Genomic DNA, 21,519 nt, shown 5'->3' with positions numbered 1-21,519 from the left:
GAAGGGAACACCTTGACGCTGCTCGAAACGAAGCTCGTGTTAGAACAGGGGACGACCATCGGGGGGAAGAAGCTCCGGGAGCATTTGGAAGTGATCAACCATGCGGAAGCGATACAATATGTTCACGATCTGGTTCAGCGTAGGCAAGAGCTTACTGAACATGTGATCAAATCCCTTCACCACCTTGTTCTCAAAAACATCGCTGACGATGCCGGACGGTATCGAATGGTCAATGTCAGGATATCGGGTTCAGAACATGTGCTCCCGCACTATACGTCTGTGCCAGAACAAATGGAGCAGCTGATGAAGTGGTATGTGGAGCAGCGGGACGTGCTCCATCCTGTGCTGTTAGCCGCAGAGTTCCATTTTCGATTTGTCTATATCCATCCGTTCTCAGATGGAAATGGCCGGACTGCACGGCTTCTTATGAACCTTATCCTGATGGAGCATGGCTATCCGCCAGCGATAATCAAGGCGGCCGATGCCGCGCGGCTGCGATATTACGAGCCATTGGAAGAGGCTGGCGTTCATGGTCACCTGCAACCCTTTGTCAGCTTGATTATGGAATGTGTGGCCGAGAGCCTGCAGGCGTATTTGTTTGCCGTGAAGTAAGATGTATCGTAACTGGGAAAAAGCCATCTCTGCCGGAGAGCAGGGGTGGCTTTTGTGCGTTGCCCAGCATGGGCGCCCTTTTTTTTGTTCTTACTATAGTGAGAAATCTATTTTTAGTATTGAAATACTAAATCTCGAAATGGTATATTTAAGGTATAAATACCTAGCGGCAAGAGGGTGATGATTTGATCGAACAATTTTGGAATATTTGCTTGCTGCATGATATTTACACCAGAGATCAGCTTCTTCGTGAAGCATTGCGTGTGATTCGAACAAGGAAAAGTCTGGAACGAAATACGGAAACATTAATTCAGTTGGAGACAGAACCGGAAAAGTTGTTCCAGTGGATGAAGGAGCATGTTGAAGTACAACGGTTAGGGCATTTTCCGGGCGATCGGGAATTATTCTATAAATTGTACCATGCGGGTAAGCAGTTGAATCTACTTGAGTACACGCTTCAAACCTTACAGCAAGATCGGATAACCGGAAATGTTATCGTGCCAATGAGTATAATGACGATGTTCCTTGATGAGTGCGAGCGGAATCAGTACAACAGTATTCTTGTAGCAGAGGCGGAGAAATATATACGCGGAATATGGGAGACGCAGTGTTACAAGAAAACTACATATCAGATTACGTTATTGACCGAGAGTTATATATTGGCACAAGTATTTCGCACATACTTTGCACCTTATCCGAATGTATCGGTCATTCAGGTCACGATTTATCAACCGTTGCCTTTAGAAGATAAGTATGATGCTGTACTGGCGATACCTCATTTCGGTATGAAAATAGATGAGCAAGAGAGTACGACGATCCGGGATTCGGAAGGTGTGGCGGTTCATCATTTGCTGCCTCTGCTGCAAGATAACGGAATGCTAAGCGTAACGCTGCCCGCACGCATGATGTTCCAAGCCGGTGATTATACTGACTGGCGCAAGCTGCTTCATCAAGCCGCACCTGTACAAGCGATAGCGTTGCTTCCAGATGGGCTCCTTCGTCCCTATACATCTGTTCGCATGTATCAAGTGATGCTAGGGACAAGGATGCCGGAAGAAGTGAAGCTTGTGCACATACAAGCTAAGGGAACGGAGCTTGTCATCGAGCAAGAAGCGGAACTGTCTCCCGACCACTTCACGGCATTGACCGATTGGCGGATAGAGCTGCTGCTGGATAACAATCAGGATGCGCTGCGTGCATTTCGCGAAGCGCAAGTGCCAAAGGTGAAACTAAGCGAGGTTGCAGAAATCTTCCGCGGCAAGTCGATTATGAAAAACGACTTGAAACCGGGCAAGATTAAAGTGCTCAATATATCCAATATTGAGGATGGCGAAGTGATGCCCGGACAACTTGACACGATTGACGAGGAAGAACGGAAAGTAAAGCGCTATGAGATTGTTCCCGGTGATCTGGTCATGACTTGCAGAGGCACCGTGACGAAGCTGGCTGTATTTCCGCAGTGTGATTCTACTGTGATCGCTTCCGCGAATATTATCGTCATTCGATTGAAGTCGACGGTACGCAGCCATTACGCCAAAATCTTTTTGGAGAGCCCGACAGGTATGGCGCTTATCCAGAGCTATCAGCGGGGAACGACAGTCATGAACTTGAATCCGGCCGATGTAGGCGAGATCGAACTACCCCTTCGTCCGGAAGCAGAGCAAGATAAGCTGATTCAGCGCTATATTGAGGAAAAAGAACGATACTTGGCTGTTGTCCAACAGGCTACAGCTAGATGGGAACAAGTAAAGAATAATGTATACAGCGAGATATTCTAAGGGGGATAACAGGATTATGGCTACTGCGAATCTTGGATTTGAAGAGAAGCTATGGGGGATGGCGGATAAACTGCGCGGAAGCATGGATGCCGCAGAGTATAAGCATGTTGCATTGGGGCTTCTATTTCTGAAGTATGTATCGGATGCATTCGAAGAGAAGTATGAAGCATTGAAAAAAGAACCTTATGCAGATCCGGAAGATCGGGATGAATATCTGGCTGCGAATATATTTTGGGTACCGAAGGATGCAAGATGGAGCAATATTAAGGAAAATGCTAAGAAGCCTGAAATTGGACAGATTATCGACCAAGCGATGATGGATATCGAGCGCGAAAACCCTTCTCTGAAAGGGGTATTGCCAAAGGACTATGCGAGACCTGCACTGGACAAGACCCGATTGGGCGAAGTCATTGACTTGTTCTCTTTCAAGGTGGGGGATGAAGAGAGCCGTTCACAGGACGTACTTGGACGGGTATATGAATATTTCCTCAGTAAGTTCGCAAGTGCGGAAGGGAAGAACGGAGGCGAATTCTATACGCCTTCCAGTGTCGTACAGCTGCTCGTTGCGATGATTGAACCGTATAAAGGCCGCGTATATGACCCGTGCTGCGGTTCGGGTGGCATGTTCGTGCAAAGTGAGAAATTCGTGGAAGAACGTCAAGGGAAGCTCGGGGATATCGCGGTATATGGTCAAGAATCGAATCCAACGACATGGCGTCTTTGTAAAATGAACTTGGCGATTCGCGGCATTGACAGCAACTTGGGGGAGAGTCATGCGGATACATTCCATAATGACCTTCACAAGAGCTTGAAGGCGGATTATATTCTTGCCAATCCGCCGTTTAACATTAGCGATTGGGGCGGCGACCGGCTGACGGAGGATGCGCGTTGGTCATTCGGTATTCCACCTGCGGGCAATGCGAACTATGCATGGATTCAGCATATGGTGAACAAGCTTGCTCCTAACGGCGTTGCGGGATTCGTATTAGCGAATGGTTCGATGTCTACAAGCACGACGGCAGAGCTGGAGATTCGTAGCAAGCTGGTAAACGCCGATCTCGTGGACTGTATTGTGACATTGCCAGGGCAGTTGTTCTATTCGACGCAAATCCCGGTATGTCTCTGGTTCCTGGCCAAGAATAAGACACCTCGCGGCTTACGCGATCGCAGAGGACAGATTCTGTTCATTGATGCTCGGAAAATGGGGCATATGGTAGATCGGACGCATCGCGAGCTGAGTGCGGAAGACATCAAGAAGGTGGCTGATACATACCATGCGTGGCGTGGACAAGCGGAAGCGGGGACGTATGAAGATGTGAAGGGCTTCTGCAAGGCAGCAAAGCTTGGGGAAGTGCAGGAGCATGAATATATATTAACACCGGGACGTTATGTCGGCATTGAAGATGTGGAAGAGGAGAGCGAGCCGTTCGAAGATAAGATGGCGCGTCTAACGGCGGAGTTGGCGGAGCAATTCGCGAAGTCGCGGCAGTTGGAAGACGAGATTCGCAAGCAGCTTGGGGGGATCGGGTTTGAGTTTTTATCTAACTAAATATAAAGTCGGAGAAGTTGCAAGTGTGCAAACGGGTCCTTTTGGAAGTCAGCTGCATAAAGAAGACTACGTGGAGAGAGGGACACCAATAATCACAGTTGAACATTTAGGGGAAAATAGAATAATTCACGACAATACCCCTTTTGTTTCTGAAGATGATGTTAAAAGGTTATCTAAATATAGTTTGGAAAAGGGCGACATAGTATTTAGTCGTGTAGGTTCTGTTGATAGACGTGCTTATGTTTCGAATAAAGAAGAAGGATGGCTCTTTTCAGGTCGTTGTCTACGAGTAAGAGTAACTAATAAGAGCTTAGTTGATCCAATATTTCTCTCATATTATTTTGGACTCGAGAATTTTAAAGAGTATGTAAGGAATATTGCCGTCGGTGCTACTATGCCCTCTCTTAATACTAAAATTATGACTGGATTAGAGATAGAAGTACCTGAATTAGGGTATCAACATCAAATTGCCAAAACCTTAAAATCTTTAGATGACAAAATCGAACTTAACAATGCCATCAACAAAAATCTTGAAGAAATGGCTCAAGCTCTCTTTAAACGTTGGTTTGTGGATTTTGAATTTCCTAATGAAAACGGAGAACCTTATAAGTCCAGCGGAGGAGATATGGAATGGTGCGAAGAGCTAGAGAAAGAAATCCCAAAAGGATGGACTTCTGACAAAATAGGTAATTGTACAAAACTAGTATCAAGAGGTATTGCTCCTAAATATGTTGATAACTCTGAAAAACGAGTTATCAATCAAAAATGTATTAGAAATGGTATGTTAAATGTAGCTCTTTCAAGAACTCATTCCAGTAAGGTTAATGAAGAGAAACAACTTCAATTTGGAGATGTTTTAATTAACTCTACTGGAACAGGTACTTTAGGTAGAGTGGCTCAAGTATATGAGCATCTCGATAATTTTACAGTTGATTCGCATGTCACGATTGTTCGATCAAATGTAAATAATGGATTGGGGTATATGGGGTGTTTACTAAAAAGTATGCAGCCCATATTCGAACATGCTGCAACTGGAAGTACTGGGCAAACAGAATTAGGGCGTGAAGTAATAAAACAAATGCCAATATTGCTTCCTGAACAAAAGATGATAGACAAATTTTCAGGAATTTATCACTCCATTTGTACGAAAATGATTTTGATTCAAAAAAATAATGTTGTTCTTTCTAACACCCGCGACACCCTTCTCCCCAAGCTGATGTCAGGAGAGATTCGCGTACCGCTAGATCAGGCTTAATACTTCAGGAGGTTGAGACATGGCGCTATATACGGTTTCCTATGCAGAGAGCGATCTCGAGCAAGCCGCGCTAGAGTGGTTTGAGGAACTGAACTATGATAAGGCTTATGGTCCGGATATCTCCCCGGAAGGCGAGTATCCGGAACGACAGTACTATCAGGATGTCATATTGGAAGATCGGCTTCGCGAGGCTCTCATTCGCATTAATAAGCAGGTACCGCGAGAAGCGATAGAGGAAGCGGTACGGATCATTACGATTCCGCGCAGCCCAAGTCTGTTAATCAACAACAAGGCATTTCAGAAAATGATAACCGATGGCATTGATGTGCAATATCGCAATGCCGATGGGGATTACCCAACGGTGAAAGTCTGGATCTTCGATACTCATCCCGATCGAATTCATAACAATGACTTTCTCGTTGTGAATCAGTTTACGGTCATTGAGAATCAGACGGAGAAGCGGCCGGACATCGTTGTATTCATCAACGGACTGCCGCTTGCTGTTATCGAGCTGAAGAGCGCCTCCAATGAAGAAGTCGGAATCAGCGACGCTTTCAATCAAGTACAGACATACAAGCATGCGATTCCGTCGCTATTTACCTATAACTCTGTCATGGTCATTAGTGATGGAGTAAATGCGAGAGTCGGGACGCTGACAGCAGATGAGGATCGGTTCATGATGTGGCGGACGATCGACGGTGAGGATGTCGCCGCCGCCTCCATTCCGCAATTGGAAGTACTAATTAAGGGGATGTTCAAGAAACATCGTTTACTGGATATCATCAAGCACTTCGTCTTGTTCCAGACAGATGGCGAACATATCTACAAGATTGTAGCGGGATACCACCAGTATCATGCAACCAATAAAGCGATCGAGAGTACGGAGCGCGCGACGCTGCAAGAAGGAGATCGCAAGATCGGGGTGATCTGGCATACGCAAGGTTCCGGCAAGAGCTTGTCGATGGTGTTCTATGCAGGCAAACTCGTGCTTGCCTTGGATAATCCGACAATCGTTGTGGTGACCGATCGTAACGACCTTGATGATCAGCTCTTCGCTACGTTCAGCAAGTCGAAGGATCTGCTTAGGCAGACTCCGCAGCAGGCTAAGGATCGGGTACATTTGCGAGATTTGCTGTCGGTAGAATCTGGGGGCATCATCTTCACTACCGTACATAAATTTGCTCCGGAGGAAGACGAGGCAGCATATCCTGTCCTGACCGATCGCCGGAATGTCATCGTTATCGCGGATGAAGCTCACCGCAGTCAATATGGATTCCATGCCGAAATGGCAGGCAAAAACGATGAAGCGGCTATTAAGTATGGTTACGCGAAATATATGCGTGATGCGCTACCGAACGCATCTTACATCGGGTATACGGGGACCCCGATTGAACTAGCGGATAAAAATACGCCAGCTGTATTTGGCGATTATATCGATGTATACGACATGACGCGTGCAGTTGAAGATGGGACAACAGTTAAAATTTACTATGAAAGCCGTATTGCTCGCTTAGAGTTATCCGATGAAGAGCGTCCGCGGATTGATGATGACTACGAAGAAATCACGGAATATCAAGAGTTCAGCCAGCAACAGAAGCTGAAGTCGAAGTGGGCCCGACTTGAAGCCTTAGCGGGTGCAGAAAAACGCGTCAAAAAAATAGCTAAAGATATTGTGACCCACTATGAACAACGGCAGGGAGCGATGGCAGGTAAGGCGATGATCGCCGTCATGTCCCGACGGATTGCGATTGATCTGTACAAGGCGATTATTGCACTTCGTCCAGAATGGCACAGTGATGATGACAATGAGGGCAAGATTAAGATCGTCATGACAGGCAGCTCCAGTGATCCGGAAGATTGGCAACCGTATATCGGGAACAAGCGCCGTCGAGAGCATCTCGCGAAACGGATGAAGGACTTGAATGATCCTCTGCAAATTGTCATCGTCCGCGATATGTGGCTGACAGGCTTCGATGTTCCGAGCATGAGTACGATGTACATCGACAAGCCGATGAAGGGGCACAATCTGATGCAGGCCATCGCTCGCGTCAACCGGGTATTCGGCAATAAACCAGGCGGACTTATCGTCGATTATATCGGTATAGCGGATAGTTTGAAATCGGCATTGCAGCAATATACTGAGAATGATCGCAAGACAGCAGGCATTGATACGGATCAGGCCGTCGATTATATGGTAGAGAGAATCCAGTTAATCCGTGAGCTATTATATGGTCACAACTATACGAAGTTTGCATCGGAGAAAGCTTCGGAACGGATGCAGGCTATTGTGGAGACCGTCGACCACGTTCTTGGTCTAGGCAAAGAAGGTAAGCGTAATTTCCTGAATTGGACAGTAGAGTTGGCGCACTCTTATGCGCTCTGTGCGACGACGGAAGCGGCAGAACAATTGAATGTGGAAATCAGCTTCTATAAAGCAGTCAAGTCTGCAATCGTGAAGTTGATTACACCAGAGAACAAGAGGAAGACGACTAGCGAACTGGATGCCCAATTGAATCAGTTGCTTTCGAAGTCGGTCATTTCGGAAGAAGTCGTAGATATATTGGAAGCGGTAGGCTTACAAAAGCCGAATATCGCGATATTATCCAATGAGTTTTTGGAGCATGTAAAAGGCTTGAAGCAGAAGAACCTGGCTGTAGAACTTTTACGACGCCTGCTTCAAGGTAAGGTGAAAGCTGTTTCCCGAACCAGTGTGGTTCAGTCTCGCAAATTCTCTGAGATGCTGGATGAAGCGATTCGGAAATATAACAATCGTACGATCGAGACGACTCAGGTGATCGAAGAGTTGATCCAGATGGCGAAGGAGATGAATGCGGCCGTCAAGCGTGGTGAAGATCTCGGTCTTATTAAGGAAGAGCTTGCATTTTATGATGCGCTTGCTTCCAATGAATCCGCGAAGCAGATGATGGGTGACATCGTATTGAAGCAGATTGCGCATGAGCTGACACAAGCGATTAAGAGCAATATTAAGGTGGACTGGACGTTGCGTGAGAATGTCCGGGCACAAATGAGAGTAATTGTGAAGAGATTACTGAAGAAATACGGATATCCGCCGGATCTTGAACAAATGGCGATTGATCTCGTTATCGAGCAGGCGGAGGTAATGGGGAAGTCTGAGCTAGAAGAATTCCACTATTAAAAATGTAATTTTATATATATGAATACATGATCATCTCATAAATTTATAAGAGAGGAGGACACACAACTCCCTATGGCATCTATATTTGCATTTTTGGGTGAGGTGAACGAGGAGCTCTATGCCGTAGCAGTACAAGCAGAGGCGGATGTGTGGAGCAACCCGCGCGCGACCCTAACCCAGGGCAGATTGTTTAGTGAGGAAATGGCGACGATGGTGTCTAAGCAGGAGAAGGTTGAGCCCGTTTATTTTATAAAGCCGAGCGAACGTGTACAGTTATTAGCCCGCAAAGATATCATATCGGATGAGATCAAAGAGAGCTTCGATTGGTTACGTAGGAATGGGAACATGGCTGCCCATGATGTGAAGCCCGTACCGCCGGATCTGGCCTTAACCGCACATCGGCATTTATTCATGCTAGCTTTATGGTACGTGGAATCGTATGGGCCGCTAGAGATTGAACTTCCGACTTATATCATGCCAACCATGCCTTTGAGCCCGGCGAACACACAGGTACAGCCAAAGCTCGAAGCGAGTGAGCAGCTAGAGCAGTTATTGAGCGCACAGTTGGAAGCAAAAATTTTGCCCACAATTACCGAGCAGTTTAAGCATCTACGTGCGACAATTAGCCAAGTGGCAGTGATGAATGCTTCTGTCTCTACAGGAGCATCGTCACCCGGGGAAGAGGTTGCGAACATGGTGGCTTCCGTGGGGATGTCGCCGCAGGATATGAATGCTGTTGTTAAGAGCGTGGATGCAGCTACGCCAGAGGAATTGGCTTCAGAGCCACCTCCAGTCCCGGAAGCGGGGGAGTCGGTAGAAGTTGGCGATTACCTCTCCCATCAAGGACTGACGGTGGTCGACAAGCGGTCTAATGGCGGGGCGTTGTGGATCGTTGGCGGTTGGGAGCTGAAGGAGGTCTTGTTCTCTCTCAAGCCGGAGGGGATCTTTTTCAAGTATGCCAAGAACGGCAGTCAGTCGACGAAGCGGAAGCCTGCCTGGTTCATGATGGGGAAAGACCCGAGCCAATTACGCTGGGTCAGCATCCCGGATGAAGAGGGAAGCGATAAGGACGTAGCGGTTACGCAGGAAGTCAGTGCAGATGTTGTATCATCTGAGACAGCTGGCACAACAGAGCATGCGGTAACGTGTGAGGAACGTGCCTGGCAAGGGCAATCGAAAATGCATAACGTACCACCATCTCAAGGAGAATCTATACGTGCACAAACAACGCAATCTGCTCAAGACTTAGAGACCGTCAACGAAGAAAGAACCGAATTACGGAAGTCCTTTCTCAACAAGGAACTGATCTTTCCAGCGTCAATGATAGACATGGGTCTTGATGACCTGCCTATTCATGGTTGTGCGAGCTTGGTGCAATATCTGAAGGATGAATGCAACGTAACGGCGATTCATGAGCTTCCAGAAGATCTTTCGAATTTGACGGAGAAGATAAGCGGTGTCGGACCAAAGACAATTGATCGTTTCGTCAATCAATTGGAGGATGCAATTGCGGAAGAGAAACGCCTAATTGGATCAGGAAAACGAAAAGAGCATGCAGTGGGCGCCTATCGCGAACTCAAAAAGCGGTTGGATCGCCGACCTACTTACATGGAACTGCATCGACTTGGGAAGGCGGATAGTCAAGAATATCGGCAGTTATTCGATTCCTATTATACGTTCTTGCTGCAAGCAGGTGAGCTCACCAAGGAAGAAGCCGGAACGGCAAGGAGACATGCAGATTGGCTAAAAGAAGTAGAAAGTACAATTATCCGAAAGAGCTATAAGATGGTACTGCTGCTTGCAATGCTTGAACGAGGCGAAGGCGTCTGGATGAAGCCGATTACTGCTGAAGAAGCTGCCCCATTCTTTTATGGGTATTATATGAGCGACACAGAACGCAAACAGATTGACTTCTCGGATAACGAAACACAGAAGCTATGGGACGCTCCGGCAGAACGTACGGCCCCACTTATTGCTCGTATGCCGATGACCCACTGGGCGAAGGGGAACAAGCTGATTCGCATTTCAGATGGCGGTTTCGAGATACGCATTCTGACTAAAGAAATGGATCAGAAACGATTATATGCGTGGACAAAGGAGATTTGCGAGTACCGGCTGTGCTGGTATTTTGACCGGCGGAAAGGAACCTGATGCTCGATGGGAGACATGAAATTATTTCGGCTCGTAGGCAATGGAGTAGAAGAGTTAAGCGGATATACAGTAACGGTAGAAAAATCATTGCAAACCTTGATGGAGCGAAACTTGGAGGCGTTGTTGGGCATTCGATTCCTGGCTTCTGAATATTCTACGGGCAAGAAGCATCGGGGAAGAATCGACACGCTCGGCATTGATGAGAATAATTCGCCGGCTATTATTGAATACAAGCGATCGACGAATGAAAATGTAATCAACCAAGGCTTGTATTATCTGGATTGGCTGATGGACCATCAGGCGGACTTCATGGTACTGGTCATGAATCGTTTGGGCCATGAGATAGCCCAATCCGTCGATTGGAGCGCTCCAAGACTCCTTTGTGTAGCTGGAGGATTTACCAAGTACGATGAACATGCTGTACAGCAGATTAACCGCAATATTGAATTATATACATATAAACGTTATGGTGATGAACTGCTACTGCTCGATTTGGTAAATGCAACAACGGCTCATTTGGAAACGGAAGACGGTGAACTCCTGAAAGCCAAGACCCCGTCTTCATCCAAGACAGTCTCCGATTACCTTGCCCAAGCAAGCGAGGAACTGACGGATCGGTTTGAAGCGTTGCGTGCCTTTATGATAGCGCTTGGAGACGATGTGCAAATGAACACGCTAAAGCATTACTTTGCGTTCAAACGGATAAAAAACTTTGCATGTGTCGAGATTCACCCGCAGACCAAATGCATCTCCGTATATGTGAAGGTCAATCCCGATACGATAGAACTGGAACCATCTTTTACGAGAGATGTGCGCCAAATTGGCCATTACGGCACGGGAGATTTAGAAATTACAATCGCCAATGACGATCAACTGGAGCGATCGAAAGCATTGATTCACCGCAGCTATGAGATAAGCTGAAGCAGATGTTCTACATGCCAGGGAGTTCATCCAATTGGACTCTCTATTTTTCGATCACTTCAGATAGGCTGACGGATGAGGCTAGATGTATGTGCAGCAACGAGGTCCACGCGTCCAAGACTTAGCGCTTGTTGGTCTCTCAGAAGCGATGTCGGAAATTGGGCCGTGGGCGAGTTATTTAGTACTCGGCGGAACGGATATTCTATTATTACTTTACTCTCAGACAGTGAGAATAGAGGCCTTCATAAAGCCTAGGTGTGATCATTTAGAGGAATCAATTTAAAATTAGCATGATTTTGTTCTAGGGAATGTAAATATGAGCTGCAGCTAAAGGAAGGTTAGAGGCGTGCTGCTCACCTCCCGTCCTCCGACTTCCTTTTCTCCCGAAATGTCTTATTCTTCGCCCGATTGCCGCAAGCCTTCATGGAACACCATCTGCCCGTTCCCGGCCGGGAGCGATCGACGAAGACCCACTGGCAGTCCTTGGCCGTGCATACGCGAAGGCGATGCCACAGGTTCGCCTGTCTCAGATCGAACATCTGCGCCAGGATGTTGGCTAGCCCCTTACGGCCATTCGCCTGAAGCGGGATCAACTGTGCCGACTGCTCCTCGAACACGATCCTGAAGGGGAACAGGCTCATCAGTTCATGCAGCTTATCCCACTGTACTGGACCATAATGATTGTTGTTCACAATGGTTCTCCGCAATTCATCCCGGAGCGTCCGCGCCAATTGCAGATCCTCCTCCGAGACCGTATCGGAAGGGGCAATCAATTGATGCCGCAGCAACCATTCATATAAGCGGCGCGGCTCAGACCAATGCTCGATCCCGGGATCTCCCTCATACCGCATCCGTCTATCATGTGTATTGAAAAAATCGGCCATTAGGGCAAGCAGATCGTATTCCGCTGTCATCGCAGCAACACTTCCTTCTATTGACAGGTATCTTTTTAACCAGTAAAATCAATTTACAGGTTAGTTAATTGTTTAAAATGTTTTAATGGTTATTTTCAGATGTAATCGTCTCTTTCGCTATTTAGTTTACCAGATGGGTGCCCTCTATCCTACCTCTCGGCAGCCCTCTTTGCCAGGGCATCATCCCGGCATCATACGTTGAATATTCACCCGCATCTATCTCAGTCTAAGGAGCATGTGTTATGAAAATGACGCCTTTCACGGTGCATATTCACGAGGATGAGATTCAAGAGTTGAAGCGAAGATTGCATCAGACACGGTGGCCCGACGAAATTCCCGGGGCGAATTGGGATTACGGAATTCCCCTCTCCTTCATGAAGGACATGATCGCGTACTGGAAGGAGGAATTCGATTGGCGCGCAGTGGAACGGCGCATCAATTCCTTCTCGAACTACATCGCGACGATTGACGGCATGGATATTCACTTTATCTATGCAAAAGGGAGCGGGCCGAATCCGATTCCGATCGTGATCCCGCATGGCTGGCCAAGCACCTTCTACGAAATGATCGACCTGATTCCCTATCTTGCCCATCCGGACCGATATGGCGGAGATGCGGCGCTTTCCTTCGATGTCATCCTTCCGTCCATTCCGGGACATGGATTTTCCGGCATTCCACGGGAACCCGGGTTCGAGGATCGGCAAGCAGCGGATTTGCTGGTCAAGCTGATGCACGGATTGGGGTACGAGCGGTTTGGCGCGCATGGCTATGACTTGGGGGCGAGCGTGCTTGGCTTGCTGTGCCTGGATCACCCGGAACGCGTGATCGGGTACCACACGACATCCCCGGGCAACCCGAGTCCCTTTCTGACGAAGGATGCACAGCTCTCCGAAGCAGAGCAGGTCTTTCTCGCCTGTTCCGCGCAGTGGTACAGAGAAGAAGGAGGCTATGCCCATATCCTGGGGACGAAGCCTCAGACATCCGCCTATGCGCTGCACGATTCCCCGGCAGGCTTGGCTGCATTCATTTTGGAGAAATGGCATTACTGGACGGGGCCGGCAAGCGGCGATCTGCTGCGGCATTTCAGCAAGGAAGATCTGCTGGCCAATGTGTCGATTTACTGGTTCACGAAGACGATCAACGCCGCGAACCGGTATTATTACGAAGGCAAGCATATCCAATGGCCGGGGCCGGAGGATGTATGCCTCGTGCCGCACGGGGTGGCCTTGACGGCCACTCAGCCGCATGAGCGTCCGCCGCGGGAATATGTGGAGCGGCTGTTCCCGAACATCCGGCAATGGGAGGAGCTGCATGCAGGCGGGCATTTTGTGGCGCTGGAGGAGCCGGAACGGGTTGCAGGTCAGATTCGATCCTTTTTTGCCGGAATTCGATAGCCGGAAGCGATTAGGCGATGTCGTCCGCCGCATACCACGCTTCTCCTATAAATCAGCAAAAACCCGCTCACTTGTTTCTTTCCGTTGCGCTTACTTCTGTTTGTTTTCTTCGGTATGGTGAAGATGATCCGCCTCTTCAACATATTCAGCCCGAACGTATCGTCGACGATTGCGCTTTGCTGCATCTTTGCTCCCGGTACATCTGGCCCGGAACGGACAAGCTTTACAGGCTGATTCAGAATCCGAGCCTCCAGATCACCGCTTTCCCTCCGGGCCGTAACAATTGAGGCCTGGAGGGAAAGCGGTCCGCGAGCAGGCGCCATCATCGGTCGAGCGATTGCCGCGGATTGACGATGCAGTCTGCTCCGCCAATACGCAGATTGACGCAGTCTGCTCTGCCAATACGCAGATTGACGCAGTCTGCTCTGCCAATACGCGCAGATTGACGCAGTCTGCTCTGCCAATACGCAGATTGACGCAGTCTGCTCCGCCAATACGCGGATTGACGCAGCCTGCTCCGCCAATACTGCAAGAATGCAGCAATTTCATTGACACGAGTATGCGAAAATAGGATTGCTGCAAAAGTACATCAATTCCCCTGCGGCAAGGTATAGATAGCGTTCAAAGTGGCGAAATGATGTAATTTTACAGGATTTTCTCGGAATTTAGCCTTTTGAGATTAAAAATGCTGCGCTGGTGCAGCATTTTTCATGTGGAGCAGTGTGCCCTAACCTAAGGAGCAGCTTGCCCAACCTGGCCTGCCTTTCCCTGCCCCGCCCTTCATAAGAAAAAAGACTGTCGACAGGACTTTGCCGACAGTCTGAAGCGGGGCGCATGAGGCGCCCGGCTTGTTCTATGTCAGCCGGAATCGTTCGAGCTGATCCCATTGCTGCTCCTGCCGCAGAATCTCCCGCTGGCGCGAGCCGATGAGATCGAAGTGGGGAAAGGGGCGGCGGGCATGGATATAGCGAGGATTCAGACCATGCTCTATGCACCAGGCGGTCAAGCGGGCCATATCGGCACAGCCGACCTTGGTGACAGTCGTGATTCCCGGAAAGCGTTCATCCTGCCAATAATGCGTCAAATAAGCGATTTCCCCGCGGGCAACGCGACGCTTCCACTTGTCAAGCTCCGTGCGGGATATGCCGAAGGCCATCATACACCATCCTTAATCCTCCGAGGTGCCGGCGCAGGCCGTATCCCAAGCATCTTCCTTAAGAATGGAATGATGCCGGCTGCGGAACAGGCCTCCTTCATTCTACTCCTCATTATATACCATCCAGGCCATCGCTTCCCTCCATTCTGCATGTCCGGCTTGACCCTCTCGCTGCGTCACCCCGTACACTGCATAGGAGACGCCAATTCATCGCAGTGATGCGCAGCCCGAGCTACAGATTCGCAGCAGAGCTACAGATTCGCAGCAGAGCTACAGATGCGCAGCCCGAGCTACAGATGCGCAGCCCGAGCTACAGATGCGCAGTCCGAGCTACAGATGCGTAATCAGAGCTACAGATGCGCAGCCAGAGCTACAGATGCGCAGCCAGAGCTACAGATGCGCAGCCAGAGCTACAGACGCACAGCCCGAGCGTCAACGGCGCGACATAACAGGAGGGAATCACCATGAAAATTAACGTCATCGATACGATGGCCACGTATGAACGAATGTATGCTCAACCCGCAGGAAAGCGGGAGCAGCTGTTCCGTTATGAGCTGATGAAGCCGTTTGAGCCGATGTGGACGACGATACAGGTGCCGCTCCAGGCGGCGCAGCCCGGCGGATATGATGTCGTGATGGCGGCCGGGATGCTCGGCTGCCTCGATGCCGGGCGGGATGACCTCGGGCAGCCTGCGGTGAAGAGGCTGCGGGAGCAGGGCTGGCCGGAGAAGGCGCAGCAAGTGCTGGCGCAGTGCGCCGCCTATGCCGGCCGCTTCGGGCTGAAGGTGAAGGCGGACGAGATCCTGTGCGGCTTCTTCCTCGCCGATCCGGACAAGCTTCGCCTGCAGCGCAGCTACACCGGGTTCGGCGGCATCCCCGGGTATATCCAGATTATCGTGTACCCGACAGAATATAATCTGCCTCGGCTGCCGTCGATCCTGGCTCATGAATTCCACCACAATCTCCGCTTCTCTTACACCGATTGGGATCATGGCAATGTGACGCTCGGCGAATACCTCGTCATCGAAGGATTGGCCGAATCGTTCGCCAAGGAGATGTACGGGGAGGAGAAGCTCGGGCCATGGGTCACCTCGTTCGACGAAGAGGATCTTGCTTACTCCATCGAGGTGATTGGGGAACGGCTCACGATGAAGGGATTCGCCGAAGTGGCCGCCTATATGTACGGCGACGAGATCGCGCAGGCGCAAGGCTTCCCGCCGGTGGGCCTGTCGTCATGCTCCGGCTATGCCGTCGGATACCGGGCCGTCCAGTCATTCCTGGCTCGGACCGGCATGACCGCCGCAGAAGCGACGACGCTGGACAGCTGGGATATTGTCCGGGAATCCGGTCTCTTCTGAGGCCGCATTCCCGCATTTTTTATTTTGCAAGTGCACGAAAGTCTAAATTTGTCTAATATAAGCGAAAAACGCTCATTTACGGCAAATTTATTGAATGAACTATTTTCTGGCGAGGTTTTTTATTTATTTTCTCTTCCGATAACAGCTTTTTAAAATTCATATCATGCCCTATAGGGAAGGATATGGGAGGGATTTTTTGGATCCCTCCTCTAATCTCCCCTGTTCCAAGGTCAGGAGGGCTGAGGAGGAATTAAGTGGGAATATCAAGGGTGAGATACCGGAAGGAACATGTTACCCTTAAATAGGGCCCCAAAAAAAGGGAAAAGGAGTTGTCGGATGAAGAAATGGTATTCGTATGCATTATGCTGCGCGCTGGCCATTATGCTGGTAAGCTGTGCGCCGAAGAGCGGCGGCAGCCAGACCGAAGCCGGCGGCGGGACATCGCCCCAGGAGACGGCGCTCGACAAAGCGAGGCGGGAAGGATACGTTACCGTGGGCTTCGCGAATGAAAAGCCGTATGCTTATGCCACGCCGGATGGCCAACTGACGGGCGAGGCCGTGGAGGTAGCCCGGGAAGTGTTGAAGCGGATGGGCATCGAGGAGATGAACGGCGTCCTGACGGAATTCGGTTCTCTCATTCCGGGATTGAAGGCGAAGCGCTTCGACATCATCACGGCAGGAATGTTCATCAATCCGGAGCGGAGCAAGGAAGTAGCCTTCGCCAACCCCGAATACAGCATTGGCGAGGCGCTCGCGGTCAAGAAGGGGAATCCGTCCCATCTGCGCAGCTACGAGGATATTGCTGGCAACAAGGATGTCACAGTCGCCGTCATGGTGGGTGCCATCGAGCTTGAATATTTAGCGAAATCAGGTGTCGCGAAGGAACAAATCGTAACGGTGCCGGATCAACCGTCGGCTATCTCGGCTTTGCAGGCGGGGCGCGTGGATGCGGTGACGATGACGGGACCATCCTTGCAGGCGATGCTTGACTCGACGAAGGACGATCAATTGGAGCGAGTCATGGACTTCCAGCAGCCGGAGATAGACGGCACAAGCGTAAGAGGGTATGGAGCGGCGGCGTTCCGCAAGGAAGATACCGCCTTCCGGGAAGCATTCAATCAAGAGCTGGAAGCGTTGAAGCAATCGGGCGAGCTGCTTGAACTATTGAGGCCGTTCGGGTTCACGGAGCAGGAGCTGCCTGGAGATATGACGGCTGAACGGCTGTCGCAAGAGTGAAGCCATGAAGAGCGCTTCCGCAATACTTGAATATGTGCCTGCGCTGCTGCAAGGAGCGTGGGTCACGCTGCAAATTGTATGCTTCTCCATGATGCTCGCTTTCTTCTGCGCTTTTATAGCGGGATTGGCTCGTCTGTCCAAGTACCGCATCATCCGCTTTGTCAGCGCGGTTTACGTAGAGGTCTTTCGAGGCACTTCTTTGCTGGTTCAGTTGTTCTGGTTATATTTTGCGCTGCCCATGCTGCTCGACATCCGCATGTCGGCGATGGCCGCAGCCGTGCTCGCGCTTGGCTTGAACTACGGCGCTTATGGCTCTGAAGTGGTGCGGGGGTCGATCCTGTCCGTGCCCAAGGGGCAGTACGAAGCGGCTGTTGCGCTCAATATGAGTCCGTGGCTGCGGATGCGAAGAATCGTATTGCCGCAAGCGATGGCGCTCATGCTGCCTTCGTTCGGCAATCTGCTCATCGAGCTGCTGAAGGGAACATCGCTTGTGTACTTCATCACCTTGATGGATTTGACCTACCAAGGCATGGTATTACGCTCCTTTGACAACTCCAGTACGCCGCAGATTTTTGCCTTACTGCTCCTGCTTTATTTCATCATGGCCTACTCCTTGACGCTCGGCATTCGATGGGTGGAGCGCAGGGCCGTGAAGGGGAGGGTGTAGCGTATGTGGAGTTGGGACTACGCATTGGAGATTCTCCCTCAGCTGCTGCAGGTGCTCCCGATTACGATCGGAGCGACACTGCTCGGATTTGCGGCGGCATGCATGCTTGGGTTGCCATTGGCGCTTGCTCGCCGATCCCGATATCGAGCCGTATCTGTGCTTGCGAATGCGTGGATGGAATTCATCCGCAGCACTCCGCTGCTCGTTCAGTTGTTCGTACTCTTTTATGCATTACCGCTTTACGGTATCTCATTTTCTCCGTTTGTCACCGGAGTCATCGGATTGGGCTTGCATTATAGCGCTTATCTATCCGAAGTATTTCGATCGGGGATTGAGGCGGTGCCCGCCGGTCAATGGGAAGCGGCTAAGGCGCTTAACTTCGGCAGGCGGCATTCATGGACGAACATCATCCTTCCCCAGGCGATACCGCCAATCATTCCCGTCATGGGCAACTATTTGATTACGATGTTCAAGGAAACTCCCGTCTTATCGGCGATCACGCTTGTCGAATTGCTGCAAACGGCCAAAGCGATAGGTTCAGGCTCATTCCGCTATCTGGAAGCCTTTACGATGGTCGGGTTATTATTTCTGCTGCTTAGTTATCCTTCCTCTCTGCTTGTCAGCAGATTGGAGAAGAGATTTCAGTCCAAATAAGGGGGGGAGAGCGAAGATGGAGAGCGTCCAATGCAGGCCGCTGGCCTCGCAAGCGGCACACGATCCGATCGTCATGTATCGGAATATATGCAAGTCGTACGGTTCTGTGAGGGTGCTGCAAGATATCAATCTATCCATTTATCCGGGGGAAAAGGTTGCCGTCATCGGCCCGAGCGGATCCGGCAAGACGACGTTGGCCCGCATTCTCATGACATTGGAGCGGCCCACCTCGGGAACGATTCAAGTCGACGGGGAGTGGCTATGGCACCAAGAAGTGAAGGGCAAGCTTGTAGCGGCGAAGGAAAAACATCTGCACAACGTACGCAGCAAGATCGGCATGGTCTTTCAGCACTTTCACCTTTTTCCGCATATGACCATTTTGCGCAATGTGACGGAAGCGCCGGTGCACGTGTTGGGATGGAACAAGCAGGAAGCCGAAGCGCGCGCTATGGAGATGCTGGCTAAGGTTGGACTGGAAGACAAGGTGAAGGAATACCCTGCACGCTTGTCCGGCGGGCAGAAGCAGCGCGTGGCCATTGCCAGAGCCGTAGTCATGCGTCCGAAGGTGATGCTCTTCGACGAAGCGACCTCCGCGCTCGATCCGGAGCTGGTCGGCGAGGTGCTTACGGTCATCAAGGACTTGGCAGCCGAAGGCGACATGGCGATGATGCTCATCACGCATGAAATGGATTTTGCCAGGGAGATTGCCGATCGGATCCTGTTTACAGATGGCGGCTCCATCGTCGAACAGGGAACGCCGGAGCACATATTCGAGAACCCGCAAAGCCCGCGCCTGCAAGCCTTTTTGAGCCGGTTCAGGCAGACGTGGTATATGGGAGGAGTTCAGCAAGCTTCACCATCTGCAGAAGAGGGGGGACGATGAGCATGGATGTCAACGTCACGCAATCCTTGCCCTGCACGATCCGCAACGCGCGGAATGGCGATGGAACGGACATATGGAAGCTGGTGACAGAGAGCGGCACGCTCGATGTCAACTCGGCCTATTGTTATATCATGCTGTGCGAATATTTCGCCGACACCTGCATCGTGGCTGAGCACAATCGGAATATTATCGGCTTCGTATCCGCGCTTCGGCCGCCGGAGATGCCGGACACGGTGTTCGTCTGGCAAATCGCGGTGCGTGCGGGCTATCGAGGCCGAGGGATCGCCGAAGCGCTGCTGCGCACATTGTACGAGGCGGCATGCCGGGATCGGGTGCGATACATGGAGACGACGATCGCGCCAAGCAACAAGGCATCCCAGCGCCTGTTCGCCAAGATGGCGAAGACATGGAAGAGCGCGCTCGTGACGAAGGAGGGGTTCTCCTCTCAGCTATTTCCGGAAGGAGCGCATGAGACCGAGAAGCTGATCCGCATAGGGCCATTGCGCCACAATATACACGATAGAATGGAGACGGTGACATGAAGGTATTGGATGGAAGAACAACATCGTTGCAAGTATTCGAATCGTTGGAGTCCGAGGTTCGAAGCTACTGCAGGTCGTTCCCGACCGTATTTACGAAGGCGCAAGGCTATAAGCTGTGGGATGCGGACAATCGGGAGTATATCGATTTCTTCGCCGGAGCCGGCGCACTCAACTACGGGCATAACAATCGGACGATGAAGCGGAAGCTGCTGGACTATATTCAGCAAGACGGCGTCACGCATAGCTTGGACATGGCCACGAAGGCGAAGGAACAATTTCTGAAGAAATTCCATCGGGTCATCTTGGAGCCGCGAGGATTGGCTTACAAGGTGATGTTCCCCGGGCCGACAGGCGCGAACACGGTGGAGAGCGCCTTGAAGCTGGCGCGCAAGGTAACGGGGAGATCAACCGTCTTCAGCTTCACGAACGCCTTTCACGGCATGACGCTGGGCGCCTTATCCGTCACGGGCAACAAGTTCAAGCGGCAAGGGGCGGGCATACCGCTTCATCACACGGTCACGATGCCGTATGACGGGTATCTGGGATCGGATATCGATACGCTCGATTATATGGAATGCTATATGAATGACAGCGGCAGCGGGGTGTCGCGGCCGGCCGCCATCATCGTCGAGACCATTCAGGGTGAAGGCGGGATTAACGAGGCGAGCAATGAATGGCTGCAGCGGCTGGAGCGGGTGTGCCGCAGCCACGAGATTGTGCTCATCGTGGACGATGTGCAGATGGGATGCGGCCGCACAGGGACCTTCTTCAGCTTCGAGCGGGCGGGCATTACGCCGGACATCGTCTGTCTGTCCAAATCGATCGGCGGATATGGACTGCCGATGGCGCTTACGTTAATCCGCCCCGATTTGGATATTTGGGAGCCTGGCGAGCACAACGGCACGTTCAGGGGCAATAATTTGGCATTCATCACCGCGGCTGAGGCACTCGATTATTGGAATGATGAACGCTTTACGCAAGCAATTATGGCCAAAGGAAAGATGATTCGCTCTTGCTTGGAAGAGCTAGTCGCACAATATCCTGAACTACAAGGAACGGCGAGAGGCCGAGGATTGATGCAGGGGATTGCCTTCGGCATCCCGGGCATGGCGGAGCGGCTCTGCGCCAGAGCCTTCGCGAAGGGGCTCATCATGGAGACATCGGGTACAGACAGCGAAGTGGCGAAGATTATGCCGCCGCTCACGATCGATGACACGGGTCTGCTTGCAGGCTTGGATATTTTGCGAACATGCATGAAGGAAATGGCGGAAGAGCTGTAGCATGCCGTCATA

Annotated in this window: 17 protein-coding genes; 15 read left to right on the top strand and 2 right to left on the bottom strand. The window is 50.7% G+C overall.

Annotated elements, in window-relative coordinates:
• Positions 1-12: 12 nt before the first annotated feature.
• The 7 genes from FLT43_RS13075 (at position 13) to FLT43_RS13045 (ending at position 11,423) form a co-directional block, all read left to right on the top strand.
• Positions 13-612: a Fic family protein gene (locus FLT43_RS13075; protein WP_244194344.1), complete on the top strand. Its 600-nt coding sequence runs from the start codon at positions 13-15 to the stop codon at positions 610-612.
• Between the two features lie 185 nt (positions 613-797).
• Positions 798-2,390, top strand: a complete 1,593-nt coding sequence (locus tag FLT43_RS13070; protein ID WP_244194345.1) for a restriction endonuclease subunit S — start codon at positions 798-800, stop codon at positions 2,388-2,390.
• Positions 2,391-2,406: 16 nt separating this feature from the next.
• Positions 2,407-3,939, top strand: coding sequence for a class I SAM-dependent DNA methyltransferase (locus FLT43_RS13065; RefSeq protein ID WP_087444509.1), 1,533 nt, complete (start codon positions 2,407-2,409; stop codon positions 3,937-3,939).
• Positions 3,920-5,194 (top strand): restriction endonuclease subunit S, encoded by a 1,275-nt coding sequence (locus FLT43_RS13060; protein ID WP_164776387.1) that lies wholly within the window; start codon positions 3,920-3,922, stop codon positions 5,192-5,194. Before FLT43_RS13065 ends, FLT43_RS13060 begins: the two co-directional genes overlap by 20 nt.
• Before the next feature lie 19 nt (positions 5,195-5,213).
• Entirely contained in the window at positions 5,214-8,351 is a 3,138-nt protein-coding gene (locus tag FLT43_RS13055; RefSeq protein WP_087444511.1) for a type I restriction endonuclease subunit R, read from the top strand.
• A gap of 72 nt (positions 8,352-8,423) precedes the next feature.
• Positions 8,424-10,502: a DUF4145 domain-containing protein gene (locus tag FLT43_RS13050; protein WP_087444512.1), complete on the top strand. Its 2,079-nt coding sequence runs from the start codon at positions 8,424-8,426 to the stop codon at positions 10,500-10,502.
• 6 nt (positions 10,503-10,508) lie between these two features.
• On the top strand, positions 10,509-11,423 hold the full coding sequence (locus FLT43_RS13045; RefSeq protein ID WP_087444513.1) for a DUF5655 domain-containing protein: 915 nt from the start codon (positions 10,509-10,511) through the stop codon (positions 11,421-11,423).
• 353 nt (positions 11,424-11,776) lie between these two features.
• Here FLT43_RS13045 and FLT43_RS13040 read toward each other — a convergent pair whose 3' ends face one another.
• The gene (locus tag FLT43_RS13040) at positions 11,777-12,337 is read right to left on the bottom strand and encodes a CGNR zinc finger domain-containing protein (RefSeq protein WP_087444514.1); all 561 of its coding nucleotides are present in this window, start codon (positions 12,335-12,337) and stop codon (positions 11,777-11,779) included.
• A gap of 242 nt (positions 12,338-12,579) precedes the next feature.
• Here FLT43_RS13040 and FLT43_RS13035 point away from each other — a divergent pair, with 242 nt between their 5' ends.
• Positions 12,580-13,731, top strand: coding sequence for an epoxide hydrolase family protein (locus FLT43_RS13035; protein WP_087444515.1), 1,152 nt, complete (start codon positions 12,580-12,582; stop codon positions 13,729-13,731).
• An 853-nt stretch (positions 13,732-14,584) separates the two neighbouring features.
• Here the strand turns inward: FLT43_RS13035 and FLT43_RS13030 are convergent.
• Positions 14,585-14,887: a hypothetical protein gene (locus FLT43_RS13030; RefSeq protein ID WP_087444516.1), complete on the bottom strand. Its 303-nt coding sequence runs from the start codon at positions 14,885-14,887 to the stop codon at positions 14,585-14,587.
• A 464-nt stretch (positions 14,888-15,351) separates the two neighbouring features.
• Between FLT43_RS13030 and FLT43_RS13025 the strand changes: the two genes are divergently transcribed.
• The 7 genes from FLT43_RS13025 (at position 15,352) to ectB (ending at position 21,507) form a co-directional block, all read left to right on the top strand.
• Positions 15,352-16,245, top strand: coding sequence for a DUF2268 domain-containing putative Zn-dependent protease (locus FLT43_RS13025; protein ID WP_087444517.1), 894 nt, complete (start codon positions 15,352-15,354; stop codon positions 16,243-16,245).
• A 336-nt stretch (positions 16,246-16,581) separates the two neighbouring features.
• On the top strand, positions 16,582-17,481 hold the full coding sequence (ehuB, locus tag FLT43_RS13020) for an ectoine/hydroxyectoine ABC transporter substrate-binding protein EhuB (RefSeq protein ID WP_087444518.1): 900 nt from the start codon (positions 16,582-16,584) through the stop codon (positions 17,479-17,481).
• Positions 17,482-17,485: 4 nt separating this feature from the next.
• Complete coding sequence (ehuC, locus tag FLT43_RS13015) at positions 17,486-18,148, top strand: ectoine/hydroxyectoine ABC transporter permease subunit EhuC (RefSeq protein WP_087444519.1); 663 nt, start codon at positions 17,486-17,488, stop codon at positions 18,146-18,148.
• A gap of 3 nt (positions 18,149-18,151) precedes the next feature.
• Complete coding sequence (gene ehuD / locus FLT43_RS13010) at positions 18,152-18,802, top strand: ectoine/hydroxyectoine ABC transporter permease subunit EhuD (RefSeq protein WP_087444520.1); 651 nt, start codon at positions 18,152-18,154, stop codon at positions 18,800-18,802.
• A 16-nt stretch (positions 18,803-18,818) separates the two neighbouring features.
• Complete coding sequence (ehuA, locus tag FLT43_RS13005; RefSeq protein ID WP_087444521.1) at positions 18,819-19,685, top strand: ectoine/hydroxyectoine ABC transporter ATP-binding protein EhuA; 867 nt, start codon at positions 18,819-18,821, stop codon at positions 19,683-19,685.
• Positions 19,682-20,227, top strand: a complete 546-nt coding sequence (gene ectA, locus FLT43_RS13000; protein ID WP_244194346.1) for a diaminobutyrate acetyltransferase — start codon at positions 19,682-19,684, stop codon at positions 20,225-20,227. The genes ehuA and ectA overlap by 4 nt, the downstream gene beginning before the upstream one ends.
• Entirely contained in the window at positions 20,224-21,507 is a 1,284-nt protein-coding gene (gene ectB / locus FLT43_RS12995) for a diaminobutyrate--2-oxoglutarate transaminase (RefSeq protein ID WP_087444523.1), read from the top strand. Before ectA ends, ectB begins: the two co-directional genes overlap by 4 nt.
• The last annotated feature ends 12 nt before the right edge of the window (positions 21,508-21,519 follow it).

Source organism: Paenibacillus thiaminolyticus (genome assembly GCF_007066085.1).
GTDB classification, from domain to species: Bacteria; Bacillota; Bacilli; order Paenibacillales; family Paenibacillaceae; genus Paenibacillus_B; species Paenibacillus_B thiaminolyticus.
Note: the sequence above shows the minus strand (reverse complement) of the source record. Positions and strands in the feature narration are given on the sequence as shown.

Excerpts from the sequence above, each read along its gene's own strand:
- FLT43_RS13050 (WP_087444512.1), top strand. The coding sequence starts at position 8,424 with ATGGCATCTATATTTGCATTTTTGGGTGAGGTGAACGAGGAGCTCTAT.
- ehuD (WP_087444520.1), top strand. The coding sequence starts at position 18,152 with ATGTGGAGTTGGGACTACGCATTGGAGATTCTCCCTCAGCTGCTGCAG.
- FLT43_RS13025 (WP_087444517.1), top strand. The coding sequence starts at position 15,352 with ATGAAAATTAACGTCATCGATACGATGGCCACGTATGAACGAATGTAT.
- FLT43_RS13055 (WP_087444511.1), top strand. The coding sequence starts at position 5,214 with ATGGCGCTATATACGGTTTCCTATGCAGAGAGCGATCTCGAGCAAGCC.
- ectA (WP_244194346.1), top strand. The coding sequence starts at position 19,682 with ATGAGCATGGATGTCAACGTCACGCAATCCTTGCCCTGCACGATCCGC.
- FLT43_RS13045 (WP_087444513.1), top strand. The coding sequence starts at position 10,509 with ATGGGAGACATGAAATTATTTCGGCTCGTAGGCAATGGAGTAGAAGAG.
- ehuC (WP_087444519.1), top strand. The coding sequence starts at position 17,486 with ATGAAGAGCGCTTCCGCAATACTTGAATATGTGCCTGCGCTGCTGCAA.
- FLT43_RS13065 (WP_087444509.1), top strand. The coding sequence starts at position 2,407 with ATGGCTACTGCGAATCTTGGATTTGAAGAGAAGCTATGGGGGATGGCG.
- ehuA (WP_087444521.1), top strand. The coding sequence starts at position 18,819 with ATGGAGAGCGTCCAATGCAGGCCGCTGGCCTCGCAAGCGGCACACGAT.
- FLT43_RS13040 (WP_087444514.1), bottom strand. The coding sequence starts at position 12,337 with ATGACAGCGGAATACGATCTGCTTGCCCTAATGGCCGATTTTTTCAAT.
- FLT43_RS13035 (WP_087444515.1), top strand. The coding sequence starts at position 12,580 with ATGAAAATGACGCCTTTCACGGTGCATATTCACGAGGATGAGATTCAA.
- ectB (WP_087444523.1), top strand. The coding sequence starts at position 20,224 with ATGAAGGTATTGGATGGAAGAACAACATCGTTGCAAGTATTCGAATCG.
- ehuB (WP_087444518.1), top strand. The coding sequence starts at position 16,582 with ATGAAGAAATGGTATTCGTATGCATTATGCTGCGCGCTGGCCATTATG.
- FLT43_RS13030 (WP_087444516.1), bottom strand. The coding sequence starts at position 14,887 with ATGGCCTTCGGCATATCCCGCACGGAGCTTGACAAGTGGAAGCGTCGC.